Origin of the sequence: Dietzia sp. 2505, assembly GCF_040546785.1 — a bacterium.
Taxonomy (GTDB): domain Bacteria; phylum Actinomycetota; class Actinomycetes; order Mycobacteriales; family Mycobacteriaceae; genus Dietzia.
In genome coordinates this window covers 471,302-492,917 of sequence record NZ_JBEPON010000001.1, presented here as the reverse complement: position 1 = coordinate 492,917, position 21,616 = coordinate 471,302, and the positions used below count along the sequence as shown (strand labels likewise).

The following is a 21,616-nucleotide window of genomic DNA, read 5'->3' as shown; positions in this document are numbered from 1 at the left end:
GCGGCGGACACGGCCCGCCCGGCGGGCCTGCGGGCGGGTCGGCGGTGTTCACACCGTGACGAGGGGCCGGAGGCGGGCGAGCGTCACCGGGCCGATGCCGTCGACCTCCGCCAGCTGATCGATACTGGCGAACGCACCGTTGGCCGCCCGCCAGGCCAGGATCGACGAGGCCGTCACCGGCCCCACCCCCGGCAGCGTCTCGAGGGCCGTGGCGTCCGCGGTGTTGAGGTCGACCAGTCCCCCACCCGGCGCAGGAGGCGCGCCGGGTGCGGCTGCGGCCGCCGGTGCCGGCCCGCCGTCCACCGGTGGGTCGCCGGCCCCGACGATCCCGCTGCGCGGCCCCCGCGGGCCGTCGGGCCCCGGTGCGAGTCCCACCAGGATCTGTTCGCCGTCGACCACCTTGCGGGCCAGGTTGAGTCCGTCTCGGTCGCCGCCGTCCAGGACACCGCCCGCGCGGTCGAGTGCGTCCGCCACCCGCGCCCCCGGGGCCACCGTGACCAACCCGCTGCGGCCCACGAGACCGACCACCGAGACAACGACGGGCTCGTCGGGCTCGTCGGGCCCGCCGGCCCCGATCGTGGCCGCCCCGGTCGCGGCCGGGGGCTCCGGGGCACCCGGGGCCGACGAGCCGTCGGCCGGGACCGTCTCGCCCGGGGTGGCCAGCGGGAGGTCCGGTACCGGTGGCCCCTCGGGCACCGCGGCAAGGAGCCGGTGGACGGAGAAGCCGCCGAGTCCCAGCACCACCACGACCAGCGCGATGCCGGCGACCCTGTCCGGGGCCCACCGGACCCGGCGCCACCACGGCGGGTCGGCCCACGCCGCCGGATCCGGCCGCTCGGGCGGGACCCGTTCGGGTCTCGCCCCGTCCGGATCCGCGTCGGCCCAGGGGATGGAAGCCGGGCCCGCCGGCGCGGTCACACTCGTGAGCCTGTGCAGCGCGGACTCGCGGGCGGGATCACCGGGTTCCGCGGTTCGGGTCCGGGTGTCGGGGAACATGGGCCGAAGCTAGCCCGGCGGGGGCCACTCCCGGACCCCGCGGGGGTCTCTCAGTCGTCGTCCTGTGGAGAGACCGGTGGGATGGGGAATGCGGTGTCGACGAGGTCGGTCACCGAGACCCCCACGGTGCCGGGCCCCAGGTGCCAGGCCAGGACCTCGTCGAAATCGACGACGAGAACCCGCTCGGGGAACGGGGTCTCCTTGCGGATCTCGGTGGCCATCTCCCGGGCCCGCTCCAGTGCCTCGTGTTGGTGGACGACCACCAGCACGTCTCCCCGGCCGACCTCGTCCCGCAGCAGCGCGCGCAGCCGCTCGTGGGCCTTGGTCGTGGTCCTGGCCTTGGCGGCCAGGTCGACTGAACCATTACGCAGCACGATGATCGGGCGCATGGCCAGCGCGCTGCCGAAGAGGGCCGCGACGGCGCTGATCCGGCCACCCCGGCGCAGGCTCTCCAACGACTCCAGAGCGGCGAAGGTGGACGCTCCCCGGCAGATCCGCTCGGCGAGTTCGTAGGTGGCGGACAGACCGAGCCCGTTGTTCGCGGCCCAGGCGCACTGGGCCACCGCTGCGCCGAACGCCATCCCGGCGCACCTGGAGTCCGAGACCAGGACGCGACCGCCGAATCTCGTGGCGGCGTCGGCGGCGGACTCCCAGGTGCGGGAGAGATCACGTGAGAGGTGGACGGAGACGATGCCCGTGCAGTCCGGATCGTCGAGGAGTTCCTGGTAGATCGCCGACAGTTCGTCCGGGGTCACCGCGGCCGTCGAGACCGCCCGGTCCCCCTCCTCGACCACGTGCAGGCCCACCACGGTGATGCCGAACTCGCGGACCCACTCCTCGGGGAGGTCGGCACTCGAGTCGGTGACCAGGCGGATGGTCATGACTGCACCACCGGGGGCGTGAGACCGGCATTCCACTGATCGAGTCGCCAGAGCACATCGCGTGCACCTTCGGTCGTCGGACCGATCTCCGGGGTCGAGGACTGCCCACTCCAGGTGGACCCGGGCCGCGGGTGCGCGGACAGCTGCACCCAACAGGTGTTCCCGAGACCGTTGAAGATCGGGTACTGCTCGACCGGCAGCTCGATCAGAGCGGCGGTGAGGGCGGCGATCGCACCCCCGTGGGCCACGAGGACCGCCGGGTGCTCGTTCCACCCCGGCGAGGAGTCCACGAGTTCGTCGACCACCTGGCGGGTCCGCCGAGCCACGTCGAGTCGGCTCTCACCCTCCGGCGGGGACCACCGAGGGGTGCTGCGCCACCGCATCCGCGCGTCGGGCCACAGCTCGTCGACCTCGGAATGGCTCATCCCCTGCCACGTGCCCAGGTGGGTCTCGCGCAGGCGCGGGTCGGTCCGGACGTCGAGACCCACCTCCGAGGCCAGTGCCAGGGCCGTCTCGCGTGCCCGCTGCAGGTCGGAGGAGAGGATCGTCCACGGCCGGCGGTGCGCAAGGGCGCGACCGACCGCGTGGGCCTGCTGGACTCCGAGTTCGCTGAGCTCGGTGTCCAACTGGCCCTGCATCCGCAGCGAGGCGTTGTAGTGCGTCTGACCGTGACGCAGCAGGATGAGACGACGGGTCACCGCGGTGTCAGAGCCCCTGATCCCGCTGCGGCTCCTCCGGCGCGAGCGAGTCGTCGGCACCGCTCGTCGCGGACTCCGGCCGCCCGGAGGTCTCGACGCCCTCGATCTCCACGACCGGGCAGTCCTTCCACAGACGGTCGAGCGAGTAGTAGTCGCGCTCGTCGACGTGCTGGACGTGGACGACCACCTCGTTGTAGTCGAGCAGCGCCCAGCGCCCCTCGCGAGTGCCCTCCCGACGCAGTGGCTTGTGCCCCGCCTCGCGGAGCTTGTCCTCGATCTCGTCGACGACGGCGTTGACCTGACGTTCGGTCTCGGCCGAGGCCAGGACGAAGCAGTCGGTGATGATGAGTTGGCCGGAGACGTCGAGCACGACGATGTCCGTGGCCAGCTTCTCGTCTGCGGCGCGGGCGGCGATGCCCGCCATCTCCAGGGCCTCGGGGCTAGCGGTCACTGATGGTTCTCCTCGGTGTGGTGGTCGGTGGGGACGAGCTCGCGGTGTGCCGGAGCCGTCGCGGCGGGGGTCCCGTCGAGCCTGGTGGAGCCCTCGGGGCGGTACAGGTTGCGTTTGGCGATGTACTGGACGACCCCGTCCGGGACGAGGTACCAGACCGGGGCGTCCTCGGCCGCACGCCGTCGGCACTCGGTCGAGGAGATGGCCAGGGCGGGGATCTCGAGCAGGTGCACGCGCCCGTCACCGATCTCCGCGAGGTGGGTGTCGGACAGCTCGAAGCCGGGGCGGGAGACCCCGACGAACGTGGCGAGCTCGAACATCTCCTCCCAGCCGCGCCAGGTGAGGATCTTCTCCAGCGCGTCCGCACCGGTGATGAAGAACAGCTCGACCCCGGGGTTCTGCCGCAACAGGTCCCTGAGGGTGTCGACGGTGAAGGTGGGGCCCCGGCGATCGATGTCCACGCGACTGACGGAGAACCGGGGGTTGGAGGCCGTCGCGATGACGGTCATGAGATAACGGTCCTCGGCGGGCGAGACGGTGCGCCCCCGCTTCTGCCACGGCTCCCCGGTGGGGACGAACACCACGTCGTCGAGGCCGAAACGGTGGGCGACCTCGCTGGCCGCCACCAGGTGACCGTGATGGATCGGATCGAAGGTCCCGCCCATCACTCCGATGCGGCGTCCAGCGCCCGCGGCGGTCCCCGTCGTGGTCATGGTCGCCGAGTCTATCGGTCCGGCACCACGTTCCGCTCCCTCGCGTCTCCGCGCCCTCACACGGGCAGCAGGCCCGCGACGACCGCCGTGAGCTGCTCGACGTTGCGGCACTCGTGCATGGGGACGTACTGGGAGTACAGCCTGGCCGCCGAGTCGCCGGTTCCCCACTGCCGCCTGGGCTCCGGGTTGAGCCAGTGGGTGTGCCCGACCCGCTCGCTGACGAACTCGAGTGCCTCCACGGACGGGTCGCGGTAGTTGTTGCGCCCGTCGCCCAGGATGAGCAGCGAACCCGTGCGGGTGAGCGTGTGGGCGTAGCGGTCCGCGAACCCCTCGAGCGCGTGACCGTAGTCGGAGTGCCCGTCGTAGGTCACGATCTCGGCTTCGCGGACCATCCGGCTCATCGCCGATCCCAGGTCCGACCCGGTCTCGAAGAACGAGGTCACCTCGTCGGTGGTGTCGACGAAGGCGAAGACCCGCACGCGGGAGAACTGCTCACGCAGGGAGTGCACGAGCTGGAGCGTGAAGTGACTGAAACCGGCCACCGATCCGGACACGTCGCACAACACCACCAGCTCGGGCCGCGCAGGCCGGGGCTTGCGCAGCACCAGCTCCACCGGCACCCCGCCGGTGGACATGGACCGGCGCATCGTCTTGCGCATGTCGATCGCACCCTGGCGGTGACGACGACGTCGCGCGGCCAGGCGACTACCGAGCTGACGGGCGAGGGGACCCACCCGCCGTCGCAGCGTCTGCAGGTCCTGGTCGTTGGCCCGCAGAAAATCCACCTGCTCCGCCGCGGGGCCCACCGCGTAGTCGGCCACCCGGTCGCGACCCACCGTCTCCGCGGTGCGGCGCCGGGTCTCGTCGGCGACCTCGCGCAGGAAGCCCCGCACCATGTCCGCCGCCGAGTTGGCGGCCGCGGACTTCTCGGCGTGACGCTTGGAACCGTCCGGGTCGAAGGGATCGGCCCCCATCAGGCCGTCGAGGATCTTCTGCATGATCGCGGTGGTGTCCAGCGGACTGAGAGCCTGGTAGGCGGAGTAGCGCGGACCGCCCGCCGAGTCGTATGAGCCGAGCTGTTCCACCAGGAGCTCGGCCAACGCCCGGGCCCTGGCCCGCGACTCCTCGGTGTCCTCGAGCAGAAGCGAGGCGATGAGGTCGTTGAGCGCCTCCGGGTCCACCTTGCCCTCGTCGTCCGTCGGGATCTCCACCTCGAGCGCCACCCCGTCCGAGGCGGAGTGCGCCCCGATCGCGGCGGGGAACCACAGGTCGAAGAGCTGGTCGAACACCCCTCGGTGGGTGGGCTTGTGCAGGATCGTGGCCGCGAGCGCCTCCCTGAGCGCCGCACGGTCGAGCAGGTCGATGTGGACCATCGCCGCGGCCGCGTCGACCGCCTCACTCGGCCCCACGGGGATGCCCTTGCGGCGCAGGGCGTCGACGAAGTCGACGAGGTGCCCGGACAGCCCGCCGGGCGCACGCGTGGTCATCTCGCCTGACCTCCTGATCGCCGCACGCTAGTTGAGCCGCAGCTCGGCGGCCGCGCGGAGCTGGTCGGACTGGTGTTTGAGCACCACTCCGAGGGTCTGCAGGACGGTGTCGTCGTCGATCGTGTCCAGACCCAGGGCGACCAGGGTGCGGCCCCAGTCGATGGTCTCGGACACGCTCGGCACCTTCTTGAGCGCCATCGCGCGCAGCACCCCGACCACCCGGACCAGTTGCTCGGCCAGCCGGTCGTCGAGCTCCGGCACCCGCGAACCGAGGATCTTGCGCTCCAGTTCGGGGGTCGGGAAATCCAGGTGCAGGTAGAGGCAGCGCCGTTTGAGCGCCTCGGAGAGCTCGCGGGCCGCGTTGGAGGTCAGGACCACGAACGGCTTGCGGACCGCCTCGATCGTCCCGAGCTCGGGAATCGTCACCGCGAAGTCGCTGAGTACCTCGAGAAGCAGGCCCTCGATCTCGATGTCGGCCTTGTCCACCTCGTCGACCAGCAGCACGGTGGGTTCGCTGCGACGGATGGCGGTGAGCAACGGCCGGGACAGGAGGAACTCCTCGGAGAAGACGTCGTCCCGCGTGGAGTCCCATCCCTCCCCCTGGCCGGCCTGGATGCGCAGGATCTGCTTGGCGTGGTTCCACTCGTACAGGGCCCTGGCCTCGTCGACGCCCTCGTAGCACTGGAGACGGATGAGCTCGGCCTCGGTGGCCGCGGCGACGGCCTTGGCCAGCTCGGTCTTGCCCACGCCCGCCGGCCCCTCGATGAGCAGCGGCTTGCCCAGCCGGTCGGCCAGATACACCACTGTCGCGGTCGAGCGGTCGGCCAGGTAGCCCTGGGTTCCGAGACTCTCGATCACGTGGTCGATGCTCTCGAAAGCCGGTCGTTGCGCGGTCCGGGCTCGGTCCATGGGTGGGTCCTTTCAGTGGGAATCGCGTGTAGTGGGCCGTCGACCCGGGTGCCGCGCGTCAGGGACGCACGTGACCCTTGCCGTGGGCGATCCACTTGGTGCTGGTGAGTTCCTCGAGACCCATGGGCCCGCGGGCGTGCAGTTTCTGGGTGGAGATGCCGATCTCGGCGCCGAAGCCGAACATCTCGCCGTCCGTCCACGCGGTGGAGGCGTTGACCATCACCGCGGCCGCGTCGACCCGGGCACAGAACGCGTCGGCCACCTCGATACTCCGCGTGGCCACCGCCTCGGTGTGCCCCGAGGACCAGCGGGCGATGTGGTCGATGGCCGCGTCCACGCCGTCGACCACCTTCAGCGCGATGTCCATGCTCAGGTACTCCTCGCCCCAGTCCACGTCGTCGGCGGGGACCAGGCCCTCGCGGTCGCCGTGGACGGTGACGCCGGCGGACTGCAGTGCCCCCACCACGCGGTCCACGGCGGCGTCGCCGAGGGCCTCGTCGAGTAGCACCGTCTCGGTGGCGTTGCAGACACTGCAGCGGCGGGTCTTGCCGTTGAGCAGCAGCCTGATCGCCTCGTCGAGATCGGCGTCCCCGTGGATGTAGAGGTGGCAGTTCCCGGTGCCGGTCTCGATGGCAGGCACCTTGGCGTTCTCCACCACGGCCTGGATCAGTCCCGCGCCGCCCCGGGGGATCACCACGTCGACCAGACCGCGCGCCTGGATCAGGTGGGTGACCGACGATCGGTCCGCCGACGGCAGCAACTGGACCGCCTCCACCGGCAGGTCGTGACGGCCCAGGACGTCCCTCAGTACCGTCACCAGCGCCTCGTTGGAGTGCCGGGCTGAGCGCGACCCGCGCAGGAGCGCCGCGTTGCCCGACTTGAACGCCAGGCCGAAGGCGTCGACGGTGACGTTGGGCCGGCCCTCGTAGATCATGCCGATCACGCCGAGCGGCACCCGCACCTGACGCAACTGCAGACCGTTGGGACGGGTCGAGCCGCGGGTGACGGTGCCGATCGGGTCCGCCAGCCCCGCCACCTGCCTGAGGCCACCGGCGATGCCCTCGATCCGGTCGGCGGTCAGACGGAGGCGATCCAGCATGGCCTCGCCGGTACCCTCCGCCGACTGCTCCTCGATATCGCGGGCGTTGGCCCCGAGGATCTCCGCCTGTGCGGCCACCAGGGCGTCTGCCGCCGCCAGCAGGAGCGCGTTCTTGCGTTCCGCGGTGAGCAGTGCCAGGTCACGCGACGCGGTCCGGGCGCGCCGGGCCGCGTCGCGGACGGCCTCGCGCGTCTGGTCGTCGGCGGCGTCGGGCGTCGGGTCGTGGGCGGGCCGATCGGCGTCCGTCTGGCCGGAGAGGTCGGGGGCGTCGAGGTGGCTCGTGGTCATGCGCGCCAGCTTACCGATGCTACCGGGGAGCCCGACGGGACCTGTCAGACGGCGAGATCAGCCCCGGTCTCGCGCACGGCGAACTCGCGGAAGCGGCGGGCGAGGTCCGGATCAGCGGCGGGCGCGGAGCGCTCGCACGGGCCCGGCGCCCCGGCGATCTGGCGCAAGCCCGACGGGCCGGTGTACGAGGCCGGTGGGAGCGTCTCCGTCGCGGCGTACAGGAGGGGTCGCGCCCCGTCGGACGCGGTCGGCACGATCCGGCGACCGAGCAGTGTGAGGATCGAGTTGACCTTCGGGAACGGCGTCGGATCGAGGATCGAGGTGGCGGCGAACCCGGGGTGCGCGAGCTGGACGTCCACCGGCGACCCGGCAGCGTGGAGCCGGTTCTGCAGGTCGAGTCCCCACAGCATGCACGCGAGTTTGGACTGGGCATAGGCCGCCGCCATGGAATACCGTCGCCGGCGGAAGTGGGGGTCGGTGAAGTCGATCCTCCCCTTGGCGTGGGCCATAGAGGAGGTGATCACGACCCGCTCCCGGATCCGCGACAGCAACAGCTCGGTGAGAAGGAACGGCCCGAGGACGTTGACCCCCAGGTGCAGCTCGAATCCGTCGTCGGTCTCCCTGCGGCTCTTGCTCATGAGCCCCGCGTTGTCCAGCAGCACGTCGATCGGGTCCGCGTATCCCGCCGCGAACCCGCGCACGGCGTCGAGGCGGCTCAGGTCGAGCTCGTGAACCTCCGTCGATCCGCCGATCTCCGCCGCTGCCGACTCGCCCTCGGCGCGGGTGAGGGAAGGGAGAACCACATGGGCGCCGCGACGTGCGAACTCGCGAGCGGCTTCCCTGCCGATCCCGCTCGTGCCGCCGGTCACCATGACGGTCTTACCGGTCAGGTCCGGGAGGCGGTCCACGGTCCACTTCTGTGCGCCCATGGGCCCAGTGTGCTGCGACCGCGGGCCGAGCGGGGCCGATACCGTTCGCGGTGTTGATCACCGCTGATCAGGCGCAACTCGGGAAGTCGACGACGACCACCTGTGATCGGTGGCACACTCTGAAACCCGATGAGTCACCGCGGGACGAGTCCCGATCCGAGGAGAGACAGTGGCCGAGATCCCTCACACCACCGCTCGTCACACCACAGCGCGTCACACCACCAACGAGGGCGGTGAGTCACTGGACCTCAACTCCGTGTTCGTCCGTCCGGGCGAGGCCACAGAACTGCCCCGCTTCGAACTGCCGAGGGACCAGTCTCTTCCCGAGACGGCCTACCAGATCGTGCACGACGAGGCGATGCTCGACGGCAACGCGCGGCTCAACCTGGCCACGTTCGTCTCCACATGGATGGACGACGAGGCCCGGCGCCTGTACGCCGAGACCGTCGACAAGAACATGATCGACAAGGACGAGTACCCCCAGACCGCGGCGATCGAGGAGCGGTGCTGGAGGATGATCGCCGATCTCTGGAACGTGCCGGATGTCGAGGAGTCCATCGGCACCTCGACCATCGGTTCGTCGGAGGCCTGCATGCTGGGCGGGCTCGCGCTGAAGCGACGCTGGCAGGCCGGACGCAGGGCGCGGAACGAGCCCACCGAGCGCCCCAACATCGTGCTCTCGACCGCCGTGCAGGTCTGCTGGGAGAAGTTCTGCAACTACTTCGAGGTCGAGCCACGCTGGGTGCCGATCTCGGCGGAGCACCCGATGCTCGACGGCCACGATCTCGAGGAGTACGTGGACGAGAACACCATCGGGGTGGTCGCCATCATGGGCGTCACCTACACGGGCGCCTACGAACCGGTCGCCGCGATCGCGGGGAAGCTCGACCAGATCGAGGAGGCCACCGGCCTCGATGTCAGGATCCACGTCGACGCCGCGTCCGGCGGTATGGTCGCGCCGTTCTGCCAACCCGATCTGGAGTGGGACTTCCGCATCGAGCGCGTCGCGTCCATCAACACCTCCGGCCACAAGTACGGGCTCGTCTACCCGGGTGTGGGATGGATCGTGTGGCGGGATACGGCCGCCCTCCCGGAGAGCATGATCTTCCACTGCAGCTACCTCGGCGGCGACATGCCGACCCTGGCGCTGAACTTCTCGCGACCCGGGGCGCAGGTGCTCCTACAGTACTACATGTTCCTGCGGCTCGGCCGGGAGGGCTACCGCCGGGTCCAGCAGGGATCCCTCGACGTCGCGCAGTTGCTGTCCACGGAGATCGGGAGGCTCGCCCCGTTCGAGTTGGTGAGCCGTGGCGACACGATCCCGGTCGTCACCTGGCGGCTCAAGGAGGGGTACACGGAGACGTGGACCCTCTACGACCTGTCGGATCGACTCAGGATGAAGGGCTGGCTCGTGCCCGCGTATCCCCTGGCCGACGATCTGGCGCACCTGACCGTACTGCGCATCGTGGTCCGCGTCGGCCTCAGCCGCGATCTGGCGTCGGCCCTGATCAAGGACCTGGCCGGAGAGGTGTCGTTCCTCGACGAGCTCGACTCACCGATGCCGCGCAGGGGCGCCGGATCGCACTTCCATCACTGAGCGAACAGGAGCGAGAGGCCGGGGCTACCGGCCCTGAGCTATCGGCGTACCAGCACGGCCACCATGAAACCGCTGTCCTCGTCGAACGGACGGAGGTCCCAGGTCGACCAGCGCTGCTCCAGCTCCAGACCCGCCTCGCGGGCGTCGGCGTCGAACTCTTCACGCAACCACCCACGGTCGAGACCGAACCCCACCACGAGCCGCCCGGGTCGTCCCTCGACGTCGTCGGACGCCGACACCAGACGCGCGGCGAGATTGGCCAGCACGCTGCCTCGGTCCGCGGGGTCGACGAACGCCAGGACGTTGCCGGCGGAAACGGCCAGGTCGAACGGCCCGGCCGCCCACCCCTCCCCTGCCAGGTCCGCGACCTCCCAGGAGGCGTCAGGGCACAGCTCCCGCGCCCGGTTCACCAGGTGGGGGTCGAGGTCCACACCGGTCACCCGGTGCCCGCACCCGTGGAGGTAGGCCCCCGTGCGCCCCTGTCCGCACCCCGCGTCGAGGATTCGGGCGCCACGCGGCGCCATCGCATCGATCAACCGCGCCTCGCCGTCGATGTCCACGCCCTCGGCCACCATGTCGTCCCACCGCTTCGCGTACCGATGCGAGTGCCCGGGGTCGGCGTCCACGATCGTCTTCCACGTCTGCGTCATGTCACCCAGTATGGCCGTGCCGCGCCTCGACCGGTGCCGATGTCATGCGTCCAGCCGCCGCATCAGTCGGAACGCGGTCAGGTCCACGCCCCGGTTCTGGTTGACGAGCGCGAGGACGACGGTGCCGGAGGCGGGACTGACGAGGGCAATGGACCGGAATCCGCCTGTCCCGCCGTTGTGCCACAGGGTCCTGTCCCCCGCACGGTGCCACCCGAGCCCCATCTGCCCCGGCCCTCCCCGTGGCGTGGCGTGGGTGAGACGGATGGCGTCACGGAGCGCGGTGCCCCCCGGGCCGACCTGTGCGGAGAGGAACCGGACCATGTCCGAGGCCGTGGACCGCAGTGCACCGGCGCCTGGGAATCCGGCCAGCGGCCAGGGAGCCGCGGGACGACGACGACTCCGGAATCCCACCGCCATCCGCTGCCGCTGATCGGCGGTCATGTGTGCGTCGACCACGGTGTCCACCAGCCCGAGCGGACCGCAGACCCGCTCTCGCACGAGCGTGCCGTAGTCCAGACCGGTCGCCGTGGTCATCGCGATACCGAGCAGGCCGAACCCGAGGTTGGAATACGCCGGCGTGCCGTTCCCGGGCACCCGCTTCAGTTGCGTGTCGCCCAGACTCCGGAGTACGTCGTCCTCGGTCAGCGCCGCGTACGGGTCGGCGCCGGTGCGCTGGTATGCGACATTCTCCCGGAGGCCGAGACGCACCGGCGACCGCGGGAGCCCGGAGGTGTGGGTCGCGAGGTGCTGCAGCGTGATCTGCACCCCGTCCCGGTTCGGAACCTGCACCCCGGCCGGGAGTAGCTCCCGTACAGGGGTGTCGAGCCGCCAATCCCTCCGGATCACGCCGTCGGCGACCAGGAGCGCGGTGACCGTCTTGGTGATCGACCCGATCTCGAACAGCGTGCGTTCGTCCGGGACCCCTCCGTGGCCGTCGTCGCCCCCACAGGAGATCGACACGTTCCCGGACGGCCCGCCGCCGACCACGAGTCCGACTCGCCGACGCGCCAACCGTTCGGTCACGCTGGCCACGAGCCCCGAGCGGTCGCTCCTCCGGGCCCCGGCCGGAACATCCTCGCCGTCCACAGAACCGAGTCTCTGGCATCCGGCCGCCCACCGCATCCCGAGTGTCGGAGCCGTGGTGCACGATGGGCGACATGACCTCAGTTCCCGGCGCCGTCTCCACCACAGGACCCGACCGTCACGCACTCCGCTCGCGCGCCGACGAACTGTTGGCCGCGCTCGCCGGGCCGGGCGCGGCGCTGCGGGAGGACCAGTGGACCGCGATCGAGGCGCTCGTGGCCGACCGCAGACGAGCCCTCGTGGTGCAGCGCACCGGCTGGGGAAAGTCGGCCGTGTACTTCATCGCCGCCCGTCTGCTCCGGGAACTCGGCTCGGGGCCCACGGTGATCGTCTCGCCGCTGCTGGCACTCATGCGGAACCAGGTCGAGGCGGCCGCGCGGGCCGGGGTGCGGGCGGCCACCATCAACTCGGCCAACATGACCGAGTGGGACGACGTGCGGGCCTCGGTCCGCGCCGGCGAGGTGGACGTTCTGCTGGTCAGCCCGGAGCGGCTCAACAACCCGGACTTCCGCGACACCGTGCTGCCCGCCCTGGCCGCGGACGCCGGCCTGGTGGTGGTCGACGAGGCCCACTGCGTCTCGGACTGGGGGCACGATTTCCGGCCCGACTACCGGCGCATCCGCACGCTGCTGGCCGATCTGCCCGAGGGCGTGCCGGTGTTGGCCACCACCGCCACGGCCAACGACAGGGTGGTGCGCGACGTGGCGCAGCAGCTCGGTGTGGGCGAACGGCCGGGCGGGCCGGATCGCCCGGGTTCGGAGGAGGGCGACCCCGCGGCGTCCGAGACCCTCGTCCTGCGGGGCGGGTTGGACAGGGAGTCGCTGCGTCTGTCGGTCGTGGCGATCGACGACTCGGAGCGTCGCGCGGCGTGGTTGGTGGAGAACCTGGACTCCCTGCCGGGCAGCGGGATCGTCTACAGCCTGACCGTCGCGGCGGCCCAGGACATGGCCGAGTTGCTCACCTCCGCCGGGCACCGTGTGAGCGCCTACACCGGCCGCACCGACGCGGGCGAGCGCGAGGAGCTCGAGCGCGCGCTGCTGGACAACGAGGTCAAGGCACTGGTCGCGACCTCCGCGCTGGGCATGGGATTCGACAAGCCCGACCTGGGCTTCGTCGTCCACCTCGGAGCCCCGCCGTCGCCCATCTCCTACTACCAGCAGATCGGTCGCGCCGGTCGTGCGGCCGACCGGGCCGAGGTGGTCCTGCTGCCCGGCCCCGAGGACCGGGCCATCTGGAACCACTTCGCCTCCCTGGCCTTTCCCCCCGAGGAGGTGGTCCGCCGGGTGCTCGACGCCCTCGAACCCGACCGGCCGCAGTCGACCCAGGCCCTCGAGCCCGCAGTCGATCTGGGCCGGACCCGGCTGGAGATGGTGCTCAAGGTGCTCGACGTGGACGGCGCGGTCCAGCGCGTGCGGGGCGGGTGGATCGCCACAGGGCGACAGTGGCACTACGACGCCCAGCGCTACGCGGGGCTGGCCGAGGCCCGGCGGTCGGAGCAGGAGGCGATGATCGCGTACGAGCGGACCGGTTCGTGCCGGATGGAGTTCTTGCGCACTCAACTCGACGACCCCACTCTCGACCCGGCCTCCGGCGGATGCGGACGATGCGACAACTGCACCGGCGATCGCAGGTCGACCTCCGTCGACGACGGTGCGCTGACCCGGGCACGCGAGGCACTGGAGCGTCCGGGCGTCGTCCTCCCTCCCCGACGTCAGTGGCCCACCGGGCTCGCGCGGCTGGACGTTCCGCTGAAAGGCAAGATCTCCGATGGCCCCGCCGAGGGTCGCGCGCTGGCCCGACTGACCGACCTCGGCCTGGGCCAGAAACTTCGCGGACTACTCGCCGGGCCCGACCAGGAGGCGCCCGACTGGGTGGTCCGTGCCTGCGTTCCGGTTCTGCGCGACTGGGGGTGGGAGGAACGACCCACCGGCGTGGTGGCCCTGCTCACGGGCGAGCGACCGATCCTCGTGGGGAGTCTGGCCCGCGCGCTCGCGCAGATGGGTCGCATGGACCACCTCGGGGAGCTCACCCGAGACGTCGCGCTCCCCGCGGTGACCGCCCAGAACTCGGCCTACCGGGTCGCCCAGCTGTGGGGGACACTGGCCGGCCCGGAGACCGACCCCACCGGGCCCGTCCTGCTGGTCACCGATCTCTTCGGGACGGGTTGGACGACCACTGAGTCCGCCAGGCATCTGCGGTCCGCCGGGGCCCCGGCCGTCCTGCCTCTGGCGGTGGCCACCGCCGGCTGACCCGACGGGTGTGCAGCAGCGGCCGAGCCGTCGACACGGGATAATCGCGGCCATGGACTTCTCAGCGTCTCCGCCACGGCGCCTCGGGCCCGGGTTCGCCACCTCCGACACACGGGAGCTCACGTGAGCGCCCTGACGGTGGCCGCCCTTGCGGTCGGGTTCGTGCTCCTCGTCGCGGGCGGGGAGTCACTTGTCCGGGGGGCCGGCAGGCTGGCCGTCACCCTGGGGATCTCGCCTCTGGTGGTCGGGTTGACCGTCGTCGCCTTTGCCACCTCGACCCCGGAGCTGGCGGTGAGCGTCGACGCCGCCCTCAGCGGCCACCCGGGACTGGCGGTCGGCAACGTGGTGGGCAGCAACATCGCGAACATCCTGCTCATCCTGGGGCTCACGGCGTTGATCGCCCCGCTGCTCGCGAATTCCCGCATCGTCCGCGTCGACATCCCCATCATGGTGGGGTTCTCCATCCTGCTGTTGGTGGTCGCCCTGGACGGGGTGATCAGTTCCCTCGACGGACTGCTGTTGTTCGTCGGCGTGGTGGCGTACGTGGTGGCGACCGTCGTCATCTCGCGAAGGCGCACCGCCGACCCGACGGACGCGCCGCAGGTCGAGCCGACTGTGGGGGACGCGGGGAGTGCGGAGGGCACGACGGGCGAACAGAGCCCAGCGGGCTCGGGGACGCCGGAAAGCGCAGCAGGCGCGGTCGGCGTGGACTCGGCCGAGGCCGGGGCGTCGCACTCGGTGCTCAAGAGCAGCGCATTGGTGGCTCTGGGCGTGCTCATGCTGGTCGTCGGCGCGAGGCTGCTGGTCACCGCGGCGAGCGACCTCGCGGCGGCATGGGGCATGAGCGATCTGGTCATCGGCCTCACGGTGGTGGCGATCGGCACGTCGCTCCCCGAACTCGCGACCAGCCTGGTGGCCGCGTTCCGGGGGGAGCGCGACCTCGCCGTCGGGAACATCGTCGGCAGCAACATGTTCAACATCGGGGCCGTCCTCGGGCTCACCTCGCTCATCACGCCGATCGAGGTCGCGGCGGGGGCCATCCGCTTCGACCTGCCGATCATGGTGGCGGTGGCGCTGGCCCTGTTGCCCATCGCCTTCACCGGCATGGCGATCAAGCGCTGGGAGGGGCTCCTCTTCGCCGGCTTCTACGCGGCCTACATCGCCTACGTGGTGCTCCAGGCGTCCGACCACGACGCGCTGGAGCCGTTCAGCACCGCGATGCTCTGGTTTGTCATCCCCTTCACCGCGGTGTGGCTGATCGTGCTGGCGACCTACGAACTCGGGGTGATCCGGGGACGGAGGCAGATGCGACGACACCTCGTCCCCGAGGAGTAGCGCTGCCTGACACGGGGCCGTGCATCGGTCCGGCTCGGTGCCGGGTCAGCCCGGTTCAGCCCGGTGCCGGGCCAGCCCGGTTCAGCCCGGGGTCAGGCCAGCTCGGCGAAGCGCTCGGTGTCGCGCACACGGCCGGAGACGATGATGGTGTCGCCTGCGGTGAGAACCGTCTCGGCGGTGGCGTAGGTGAACCCCTCCCCCGGGCGTTTGATGGCGACCACGGTGACGCCGAAGTCGGTGCGGATGCTGCTCTGTCCGAGCGGCTGGCCCAGAGCGAAGGTCGGTGCGGACGTCTTGACCATGGCGAAGCCGTCGTCGAACTCGATGTAGTCGATCATCCGGCCCCGCACCAGGTGGGCCACCCGTTTACCCATGTCGTGCTCGGGTCGCACGACGTGGTGGACGCCGATCTGGGTCAGGATCTTGGCGTGGGAGTTGCTGGTTGCCTTGGCCCAGATGTTGGGCACGCCCAGGTTGATGAGCACCGAGGCGGTGAGCAGACTGGCCTCGAGATCGGAGCCCATTCCCACGACCGCCCGGTCGAACTGGTGGACCGACAACTGGCGCAGTGATTCGTCGTCGGTGGTGTCCGCCACCACCGCGTGGGTCAGACGGTGGGAGATCTTCTGCACCACGGCGTCGCTGGAGTCCACGCCCAGGACCTCGGCGCCCTGCGCCATCAGTTCCAGGGCCAGGGACTTGCCGAACCGGCCCAGTCCCAGGACCACGACAGCATCGGGGGCTCGTCGCCTAGCCAATGAGGGGCCTCTCTGCGGGGAGGTCGTACCGTCGGCCACGCTGTCGCGCGGCCAGAGCACTGACCATGGTGATCGGGCCGATTCGACCCAGGTACATCAGAAGTATCAGTATCCACTGGCCCCAGTGGGGAAGCTCGGCGGTGATCCCCGTGGACAGACCCACCGTGGCGAACGCCGAGGTGACCTCGAACAGCAGCTCGTTGAGACCGAAGGGCGTCCCGGCCAGCAGCACGATGGTCGAGGTCATGACGAGCCCGATTCCGATCAACGCCACCGCGAGTGCCTGGCGCTGCACCCGGGTGTCCACGCGACGATCGAGGATGGTCACCGACCGCTCACCACGGACCTCGGCGATGATGATGAACAACAACAGAGCGAAGGTGGTCACCTTGATCCCGCCGGCGGTCCCGCCGCTGCCCCCGCCGATGAACATCAGCACATCGGTGACGAGCAGCGTCGCGTCGTCCAGGTCCGCGTAGTCGACGCTGTTGAACCCGGCCGTCCGGGGCATCACGCCCTGGAACGCGGCCACCAGGACCTTCTGCGCCGCACTGTAGCCCTGGAGGGTGCGGGCCCATTCCAACGCGAGGACCGCGCCGAAGCCGAGAGCCAGCAGCACCGCCGTGACCGAGACCGTCAACCGTGTGTGGAGGGTCCACCCCGCCCGTGACCGGCTCCTCGGCGTGGTCCGTCGCAGCCGCCTACCGACCTCGAACAGGACCGGGAACCCCAGGCCGCCCAGGATCACCGCGAGCATCAGGGGGACGCAGATCCACGGGTCGGTGGCGAACCCGATCATGTTGTCGCTGTAGAGGGCGAACCCTGCGTTGTTGAACGCCGAGATGGAGTGGAACACCCCGAGCCACAGCGCCCGCAGCACGGGTTCGTCGTAGCCCAGCGCGAAACGGAGGGTGAGCGCCGCCGCGGTGACGAGCTCGATGAAGATGCTCAACCGGATCACACCGACGACGACGTCGCGGACGTCGCCGAGTTCGGAGGCCCGCGCCTCGGCTGCGGTGTTCATCCGGGCCTTGAGGCCGATCTGATCGGCCAGCATCAGTCCGACCATCGAGGCCATGGTCATGATTCCCAGGCCTCCGACCTGGATCAGGGCGAGGATGACCACCTGCCCGAACCCTGACCAGTGCACAGGGGTGTCCACGACGATCAACCCGGTCAGACACATCGCCGACGTCGCCGTGAACAACGCCTCCGTCACCCCGGTGCCGCCACCTGGCTCGACAGCTCCGGGGAGTAGCAACAGCGCGGTACCCACCACGATCGCCGCGGCGAAGCTCATCGCCACGACCCGGACCGGGCTCAACACCACCCACCCGGACAGCCGCCGCACCCCGGACGGCCACACCCGCCTGCCACCACCAGTCACGACCACAGACTGTAGACCCACGATTCCCGACAGAGGTCTCTGAACCCGTCATATCCACACCAGTAGACGATCCACTGTTAGGCAGAGTCGAGACACGCAGGGGAGTCGGTAAGCGACTCCCTCGCTAGCGACACCACGTTGACGGCGTTTGTCGCGGACCGCAGCAACTCCCGCAAAGGCGCTGGAGAAACCGCCATCATTCGCACCCAGCAACCTTCGCGGCGGACTGCCTCAGATAGTTGACCACCAACTGTGGCCCACGCCACAATCCTGAGGTAGGATAACCACCGTTAGCCACGGGCGGAACGCCACTCATCGCGCTGCGCCCGATCCCCGCTCGAACCCTGACGTCATCTCCGGTGTGCCGGAGCGCTCCGGCCGACGCCACGGGTCGAGGACGACAACGAAGGACGGTACCGCCGTGCAGTCATCACTCATCTCTCTGTCCTCCATGGAGAGAGTCCACATCGGGACCCCGGTCGCGGAGGCCGCGGCGCAGGAAGCGGAGATGCTCGGCGCGAGCCGTGTCTTCGTGGTCTGCAGTGGGACCCTGAACTCCCAGACCGACGAGATCCAGCGGGTGATCGAAGCCCTGGGTGAGCGCTTCGTCGGCCTGTTCGACGCGGTCCGGCCCCACGTGCCCCGCGAGGACGTCATCGCGGCGACCCGGGTCGCGGCCCAGGCGGACCCGGACATGCTGCTGTGCGTCGGCGGCGGGTCGGCGACGGACCTGACCAAGATCCTCGCGGTCACCCTGGAGCACGGGATCCGCGAGGCGTCCGATATGGACGGATATCACCTCCAGGTCAATCCGGACACCTCCGTGACCGCCCCGAGCTTCTCGGCTCCGAGCATCCCCGTGGTCGTGGCGCCCACCACGCTCGCCGGCGGCGAGTTCAACGCCCTGGCGGGATCGACGGACGAGAAGACCAACGTCAAGGAGGGCTACATCCACCCGGCGATGACCCCGCGGGCCGTCATCCTCGATCCCGCGCTCACGCGGCACACGCCGGAATGGCTGTGGCTCTCGACCGGGGTGCGCGCCCTGGACCACGCCTTCGAGACCCTGGGCTCACTCGAGTCGAACGGGTACTACGACGGGATGGCGATGAACGCCATCCGCCTGCTCTCCGAGGGGCTCGTCCGTGTGAAGGAGGACGCGGATGACCTGGAGGCCAGGCGGATGTGCCAGGTCGGGGCCTGGTCCTCGATGGTCGCGATCGTGGCGGGTCTCGACATGGGCATCAGCCACGCGGTCGGGCACGCGCTCGGCGGGTCGTTCAAGGTCCCGCACGGGTACACCTCGTGCGTCATGGCGCCCTTCGCCCTCGAGTACAACCGAGAGGTCAACGAGCATCGTCAGGCACTGATCAGCGTCGCCTTCGGCGAACCGCAGACGCCCGCGCACGAGCTGGCCGACTCGCTCATCCGGCGGCTCGGCATGCCGCGGTCGCTGGGCGAGGTCGGACTGTCCGAGGACGATCTCCCCAGCCTCGCGGCGTACACCTTCAAGGACATCTGGTGCGGGACCAACCCGAATCCGATCGCGGACGCGGACGCGCTGGTCCCGCTGCTGCGCCGAGCGATCTGATCAGCGATACGGACCGAACCGGCCCCCTCTCGCCTGTGGCGGAGGGGGCCGGTTCGTCTGCGCGGGCGCGGCGTGTGAGAGTGCTACCGGGCCGCCTCCGCCGCCCCGCCTCGGACCCCGCGCCGGGGCCCGAGAATGCCGTCGACGATGTAGTCCACGTAGGTGGTTACCAGCGCATCGATGTCGTAGTCGTCCCGCAGCCACCAGCTGACACCGTTCATGAGGTCCAGGACGGCGACGGCCGCGCGCAGCGGATCATCGACGCCGAACTCGCCGGCGCGGATGCCCGCGGCGATCACGTCGCGCACCCGCCGCTGGTAGTACTTCCGGTACTCGACCACGCGTTCACGGTGTTCCTCCGTCAGCGCGGAGAGCTCCCGCAGGCTCACCAGATGCTCCACCCGGTTCACGGCCAGGTGGCGGAGGTGGACGTCGACCAGCGAGGTGAGCCGCTCGGTCGGCGTCCCGGCCTCGTCGAGGACGAGCAGATGATCCTCCACCGGGACCCGGGTCATCTTGAGTGCGATCGCGTAGAGGATCTCTTCTTTGGAGCTGAAGTGGTTGTAGAGGCTGGCCCCCTTGATCCCCACCGAATCGGCGATGCCCCGCATCCCCGCCGAGTGGTAGCCCTGCTCGGCGAAGTACTCGGCCGCCGCGGCCAGTATCGAATCGCGTCTGCTGGGCTCGGTGTTCAGCGTCTCAGTCCTTTGCGTGCAGGCGGCGTAGCTCTCTCTTGAGCAGTTTGCCCTGTGGGTCCGTGGGGAGCTCGTCCACGATCGTGATCACCTTGGGGACCTTATAGCCTGCGAGCACCGTCTTGCAGTGCTCTCGCAACTCCGGACCCGACACGTCGCTGCCGTCGACCGCGATGACGAAGCCGGTGACGGCCTCGGACCAGTACTCGTCCGGGAGACCGACGACGGCGGCGCGTGCCACCCCGGGATGTGCCTGCAGAACCCGCTCGACCTCCTGGGAGGACACGTTGTATCCCCCTGTCTTGATCATGTCCTTGTTGCGGTCGAGGAAGAACATGTTGCCCTCGGCGTCGCGTCGGACGATGTCACCGGTGTGGAGCCAGCCGCCGTCGAGGACCGCGGCGGTCTTCTCGGGATCCTTGTAGTACCCCGCCATCACCGAGGGCGTGCGGCACAGGAGCTCCCCGCTCTCGGCCTCGTTCCCGTCGGCGTCGACCACCCTGACCTCCAGATGGCCGACCGGCTTGCCGATCCAGGTGGGGTCCTGCCCGGGAACGTCCTCGAGCTGCTTGAACCAGCCGACCGATCCCAACTGGGTCAACTCCGACTGCCCCCAGTAGGTTCCCCAGATCGACGAGGGGGCGGCGCGGTGCCACGCGTCCACCGTCCGCGGGGAGACCTGTCCCCCGTAGGTCAGACACCGCTGGATGGTCCCCACCGCGTCGGGCCCGAAGCCCGGATGGTCCGCCAGGGAGATGAAGAACGTCGGAGTCTGGGCCAGGACCGTGATCTGCTCCGTCCTGATCATGGTCAACACATCGGCCGGCGCGAGGCTGGCCGGCAGGACGAGGGTCGCGCCCAGCAGGATGAGAGAGGTCAGGGACCCGATCCCGGCGATGGTGTGAAACGGCATGACGAACAGCCAGACGTCGTCGTCGAGGCAGCGCAGTCCCCACGTGTACGCGGGCGCGGTGGAGATGAGGTAGTTGCGGTGCGGCAGCATGACCCCCTTCGGGGCCGCTTCGGTCCCGCTGGTGTAGACGATCATCGCGAGGTCGAGCTCGTCGACGTCACACTCGGGCTCCGTGTCCGGGGAGGACCCGAGGAGGCGGTCGAAATCGTGGCAGCCCGCCTCCTCAGTGCTCACGAGGTCCGTACCGTCGGGTCCCGTGCAGTCGAGCACGACGATCTCGGGCCGGTTCTCCGACTCACCGAGCGCCTCCCGGACGACCGGGAGGAACTCCGCGGCCACGACCACCGCGGCGGGCTCGAGGTGGTCAAGCTGTTGCGCCACCTCGCCCGCCCCCAACAGCACGTTGATCCCGGAGTAGGCGGCGCCGATCTTGAGGGTTCCGTAGTAGGCGATGACCGACTCCACACGGTTGCGCGCCATCACCGCGACCCGGTCGCCGCGGGCGACCCCGAGCCCGAGGAGCATGTGGGCGGCCCGGTTGGCGCCCCGGTCGAGCTCGCCGTAGGTGGTCACGGTCCGACCGCCACCGGGTGCGTAGGACACGATCGCGGCTTTGCCGGCCCGGCTCTGCGCATGGCGGCGGAGCTGGTCACCCAGGGTCGCCCGTCCCAGGGGAGCGGACTGAGCCGAGGTCAGGCAGCGGCCCGGGGTGGCCCCGTCGCCCGAGGGTTGGCGCGGATCGCTGACACTCGACTCGACACGTACCGGCTGTTCCATGATTTCTCGCTCTCCCGCACTACTTACCGCCGTTAGTATGATCTGGCTCATACTTGCATTGCGGCCGGATGCGGTCAACCCCGAGGCAGACGCAGGTTGCCATATCTTGTTCGGCGAAGTCCTCCAACCC

19 protein-coding genes are annotated in these 21,616 nt (G+C 70.2%); 4 read left to right on the top strand and 15 right to left on the bottom strand.

The genetic code is table 11. The features are described 5' to 3' along the window. Window positions 1-48: 48 nt before the first annotated feature. The 9 genes from ABIE38_RS02205 to ABIE38_RS02165 are packed head-to-tail and all read right to left on the bottom strand — an operon-like array spanning window position 49 to window position 8,451. Window positions 49-996, bottom strand: a complete 948-nt coding sequence (locus ABIE38_RS02205) for a ComEA family DNA-binding protein (protein WP_354053807.1) — start codon at window positions 994-996, stop codon at window positions 49-51. Between the two features lie 50 nt (window positions 997-1,046). Beyond that, window positions 1,047-1,877, bottom strand: coding sequence for a DegV family protein (locus ABIE38_RS02200; protein ID WP_354053806.1), 831 nt, complete (start codon window positions 1,875-1,877; stop codon window positions 1,047-1,049). After that, window positions 1,874-2,575, bottom strand: coding sequence for a histidine phosphatase family protein (locus tag ABIE38_RS02195; protein ID WP_354053805.1), 702 nt, complete (start codon window positions 2,573-2,575; stop codon window positions 1,874-1,876). The genes ABIE38_RS02200 and ABIE38_RS02195 overlap by 4 nt, the downstream gene beginning before the upstream one ends. A gap of 7 nt (window positions 2,576-2,582) precedes the next feature. After that, window positions 2,583-3,026 carry a ribosome silencing factor gene (gene rsfS, locus ABIE38_RS02190; RefSeq protein WP_354053804.1) on the bottom strand — a complete coding sequence of 148 codons (444 nt, stop codon included), beginning with the start codon at window positions 3,024-3,026 and terminating at the stop codon, window positions 2,583-2,585. Continuing rightward, the gene (nadD, locus tag ABIE38_RS02185) at window positions 3,023-3,739 is read right to left on the bottom strand and encodes a nicotinate-nucleotide adenylyltransferase (RefSeq protein ID WP_354053803.1); all 717 of its coding nucleotides are present in this window, start codon (window positions 3,737-3,739) and stop codon (window positions 3,023-3,025) included. Before nadD ends, rsfS begins: the two co-directional genes overlap by 4 nt. 56 nt (window positions 3,740-3,795) lie before the next feature. Further along, window positions 3,796-5,226: a vWA domain-containing protein gene (locus tag ABIE38_RS02180; RefSeq protein WP_354053802.1), complete on the bottom strand. Its 1,431-nt coding sequence runs from the start codon at window positions 5,224-5,226 to the stop codon at window positions 3,796-3,798. A gap of 27 nt (window positions 5,227-5,253) precedes the next feature. Continuing rightward, the gene (locus ABIE38_RS02175) at window positions 5,254-6,135 is read right to left on the bottom strand and encodes an AAA family ATPase (protein ID WP_354053801.1); all 882 of its coding nucleotides are present in this window, start codon (window positions 6,133-6,135) and stop codon (window positions 5,254-5,256) included. A 58-nt stretch (window positions 6,136-6,193) separates the two neighbouring features. Next, window positions 6,194-7,522 (bottom strand): glutamate-5-semialdehyde dehydrogenase, encoded by a 1,329-nt coding sequence (locus ABIE38_RS02170; protein ID WP_354053800.1) that lies wholly within the window; start codon window positions 7,520-7,522, stop codon window positions 6,194-6,196. A 44-nt stretch (window positions 7,523-7,566) separates the two neighbouring features. Next, complete coding sequence (locus ABIE38_RS02165) at window positions 7,567-8,451, bottom strand: SDR family NAD(P)-dependent oxidoreductase (protein WP_354053799.1); 885 nt, start codon at window positions 8,449-8,451, stop codon at window positions 7,567-7,569. Window positions 8,452-8,629: 178 nt separating this feature from the next. On the opposite strand from ABIE38_RS02165, the gene gad reads away from it, so the two are divergent. After that, the gene (gene gad, locus ABIE38_RS02160) at window positions 8,630-10,048 is read left to right on the top strand and encodes a glutamate decarboxylase (RefSeq protein ID WP_354054069.1); all 1,419 of its coding nucleotides are present in this window, start codon (window positions 8,630-8,632) and stop codon (window positions 10,046-10,048) included. A gap of 38 nt (window positions 10,049-10,086) precedes the next feature. Here gad and ABIE38_RS02155 read toward each other — a convergent pair whose 3' ends face one another. Both ABIE38_RS02155 and ABIE38_RS02150 read right to left on the bottom strand, forming a co-directional pair. Beyond that, a complete protein-coding gene (locus ABIE38_RS02155; RefSeq protein ID WP_354053798.1) occupies window positions 10,087-10,698 on the bottom strand; it encodes a class I SAM-dependent DNA methyltransferase in 612 nt (203 codons plus the stop codon). Window positions 10,699-10,740: 42 nt separating this feature from the next. After that, window positions 10,741-11,784, bottom strand: a complete 1,044-nt coding sequence (locus tag ABIE38_RS02150) for a serine hydrolase domain-containing protein (protein WP_354053797.1) — start codon at window positions 11,782-11,784, stop codon at window positions 10,741-10,743. A 62-nt stretch (window positions 11,785-11,846) separates the two neighbouring features. Between ABIE38_RS02150 and ABIE38_RS02145 the strand changes: the two genes are divergently transcribed. Together ABIE38_RS02145 and ABIE38_RS02140 are read left to right on the top strand one after the other, a co-directional pair. Then, window positions 11,847-14,030 carry a RecQ family ATP-dependent DNA helicase gene (locus ABIE38_RS02145; RefSeq protein WP_354053796.1) on the top strand — a complete coding sequence of 728 codons (2,184 nt, stop codon included), beginning with the start codon at window positions 11,847-11,849 and terminating at the stop codon, window positions 14,028-14,030. Window positions 14,031-14,153: 123 nt separating this feature from the next. Further along, window positions 14,154-15,365, top strand: a complete 1,212-nt coding sequence (locus ABIE38_RS02140; protein WP_354053795.1) for a calcium/sodium antiporter — start codon at window positions 14,154-14,156, stop codon at window positions 15,363-15,365. 92 nt (window positions 15,366-15,457) lie between these two features. Here ABIE38_RS02140 and ABIE38_RS02135 read toward each other — a convergent pair whose 3' ends face one another. Both ABIE38_RS02135 and ABIE38_RS02130 read right to left on the bottom strand, forming a co-directional pair. After that, window positions 15,458-16,093 (bottom strand): potassium channel family protein, encoded by a 636-nt coding sequence (locus ABIE38_RS02135; RefSeq protein WP_502914701.1) that lies wholly within the window; start codon window positions 16,091-16,093, stop codon window positions 15,458-15,460. Between the two features lie 22 nt (window positions 16,094-16,115). Next, entirely contained in the window at window positions 16,116-17,423 is a 1,308-nt protein-coding gene (locus tag ABIE38_RS02130) for a TrkH family potassium uptake protein (protein WP_354054068.1), read from the bottom strand. 508 nt (window positions 17,424-17,931) lie between these two features. Between ABIE38_RS02130 and ABIE38_RS02125 the strand changes: the two genes are divergently transcribed. Continuing rightward, window positions 17,932-19,101: an iron-containing alcohol dehydrogenase gene (locus ABIE38_RS02125; RefSeq protein WP_354053793.1), complete on the top strand. Its 1,170-nt coding sequence runs from the start codon at window positions 17,932-17,934 to the stop codon at window positions 19,099-19,101. Between the two features lie 83 nt (window positions 19,102-19,184). Here the strand turns inward: ABIE38_RS02125 and ABIE38_RS02120 are convergent, their stop codons facing one another. Together ABIE38_RS02120 and ABIE38_RS02115 are read right to left on the bottom strand one after the other, a co-directional pair. Next, complete coding sequence (locus tag ABIE38_RS02120; RefSeq protein WP_354054067.1) at window positions 19,185-19,796, bottom strand: TetR/AcrR family transcriptional regulator; 612 nt, start codon at window positions 19,794-19,796, stop codon at window positions 19,185-19,187. Window positions 19,797-19,800: 4 nt separating this feature from the next. Then, window positions 19,801-21,486, bottom strand: a complete 1,686-nt coding sequence (locus ABIE38_RS02115; RefSeq protein WP_354053792.1) for a class I adenylate-forming enzyme family protein — start codon at window positions 21,484-21,486, stop codon at window positions 19,801-19,803. Between the last annotated feature and the right edge of the window lie 130 nt (window positions 21,487-21,616).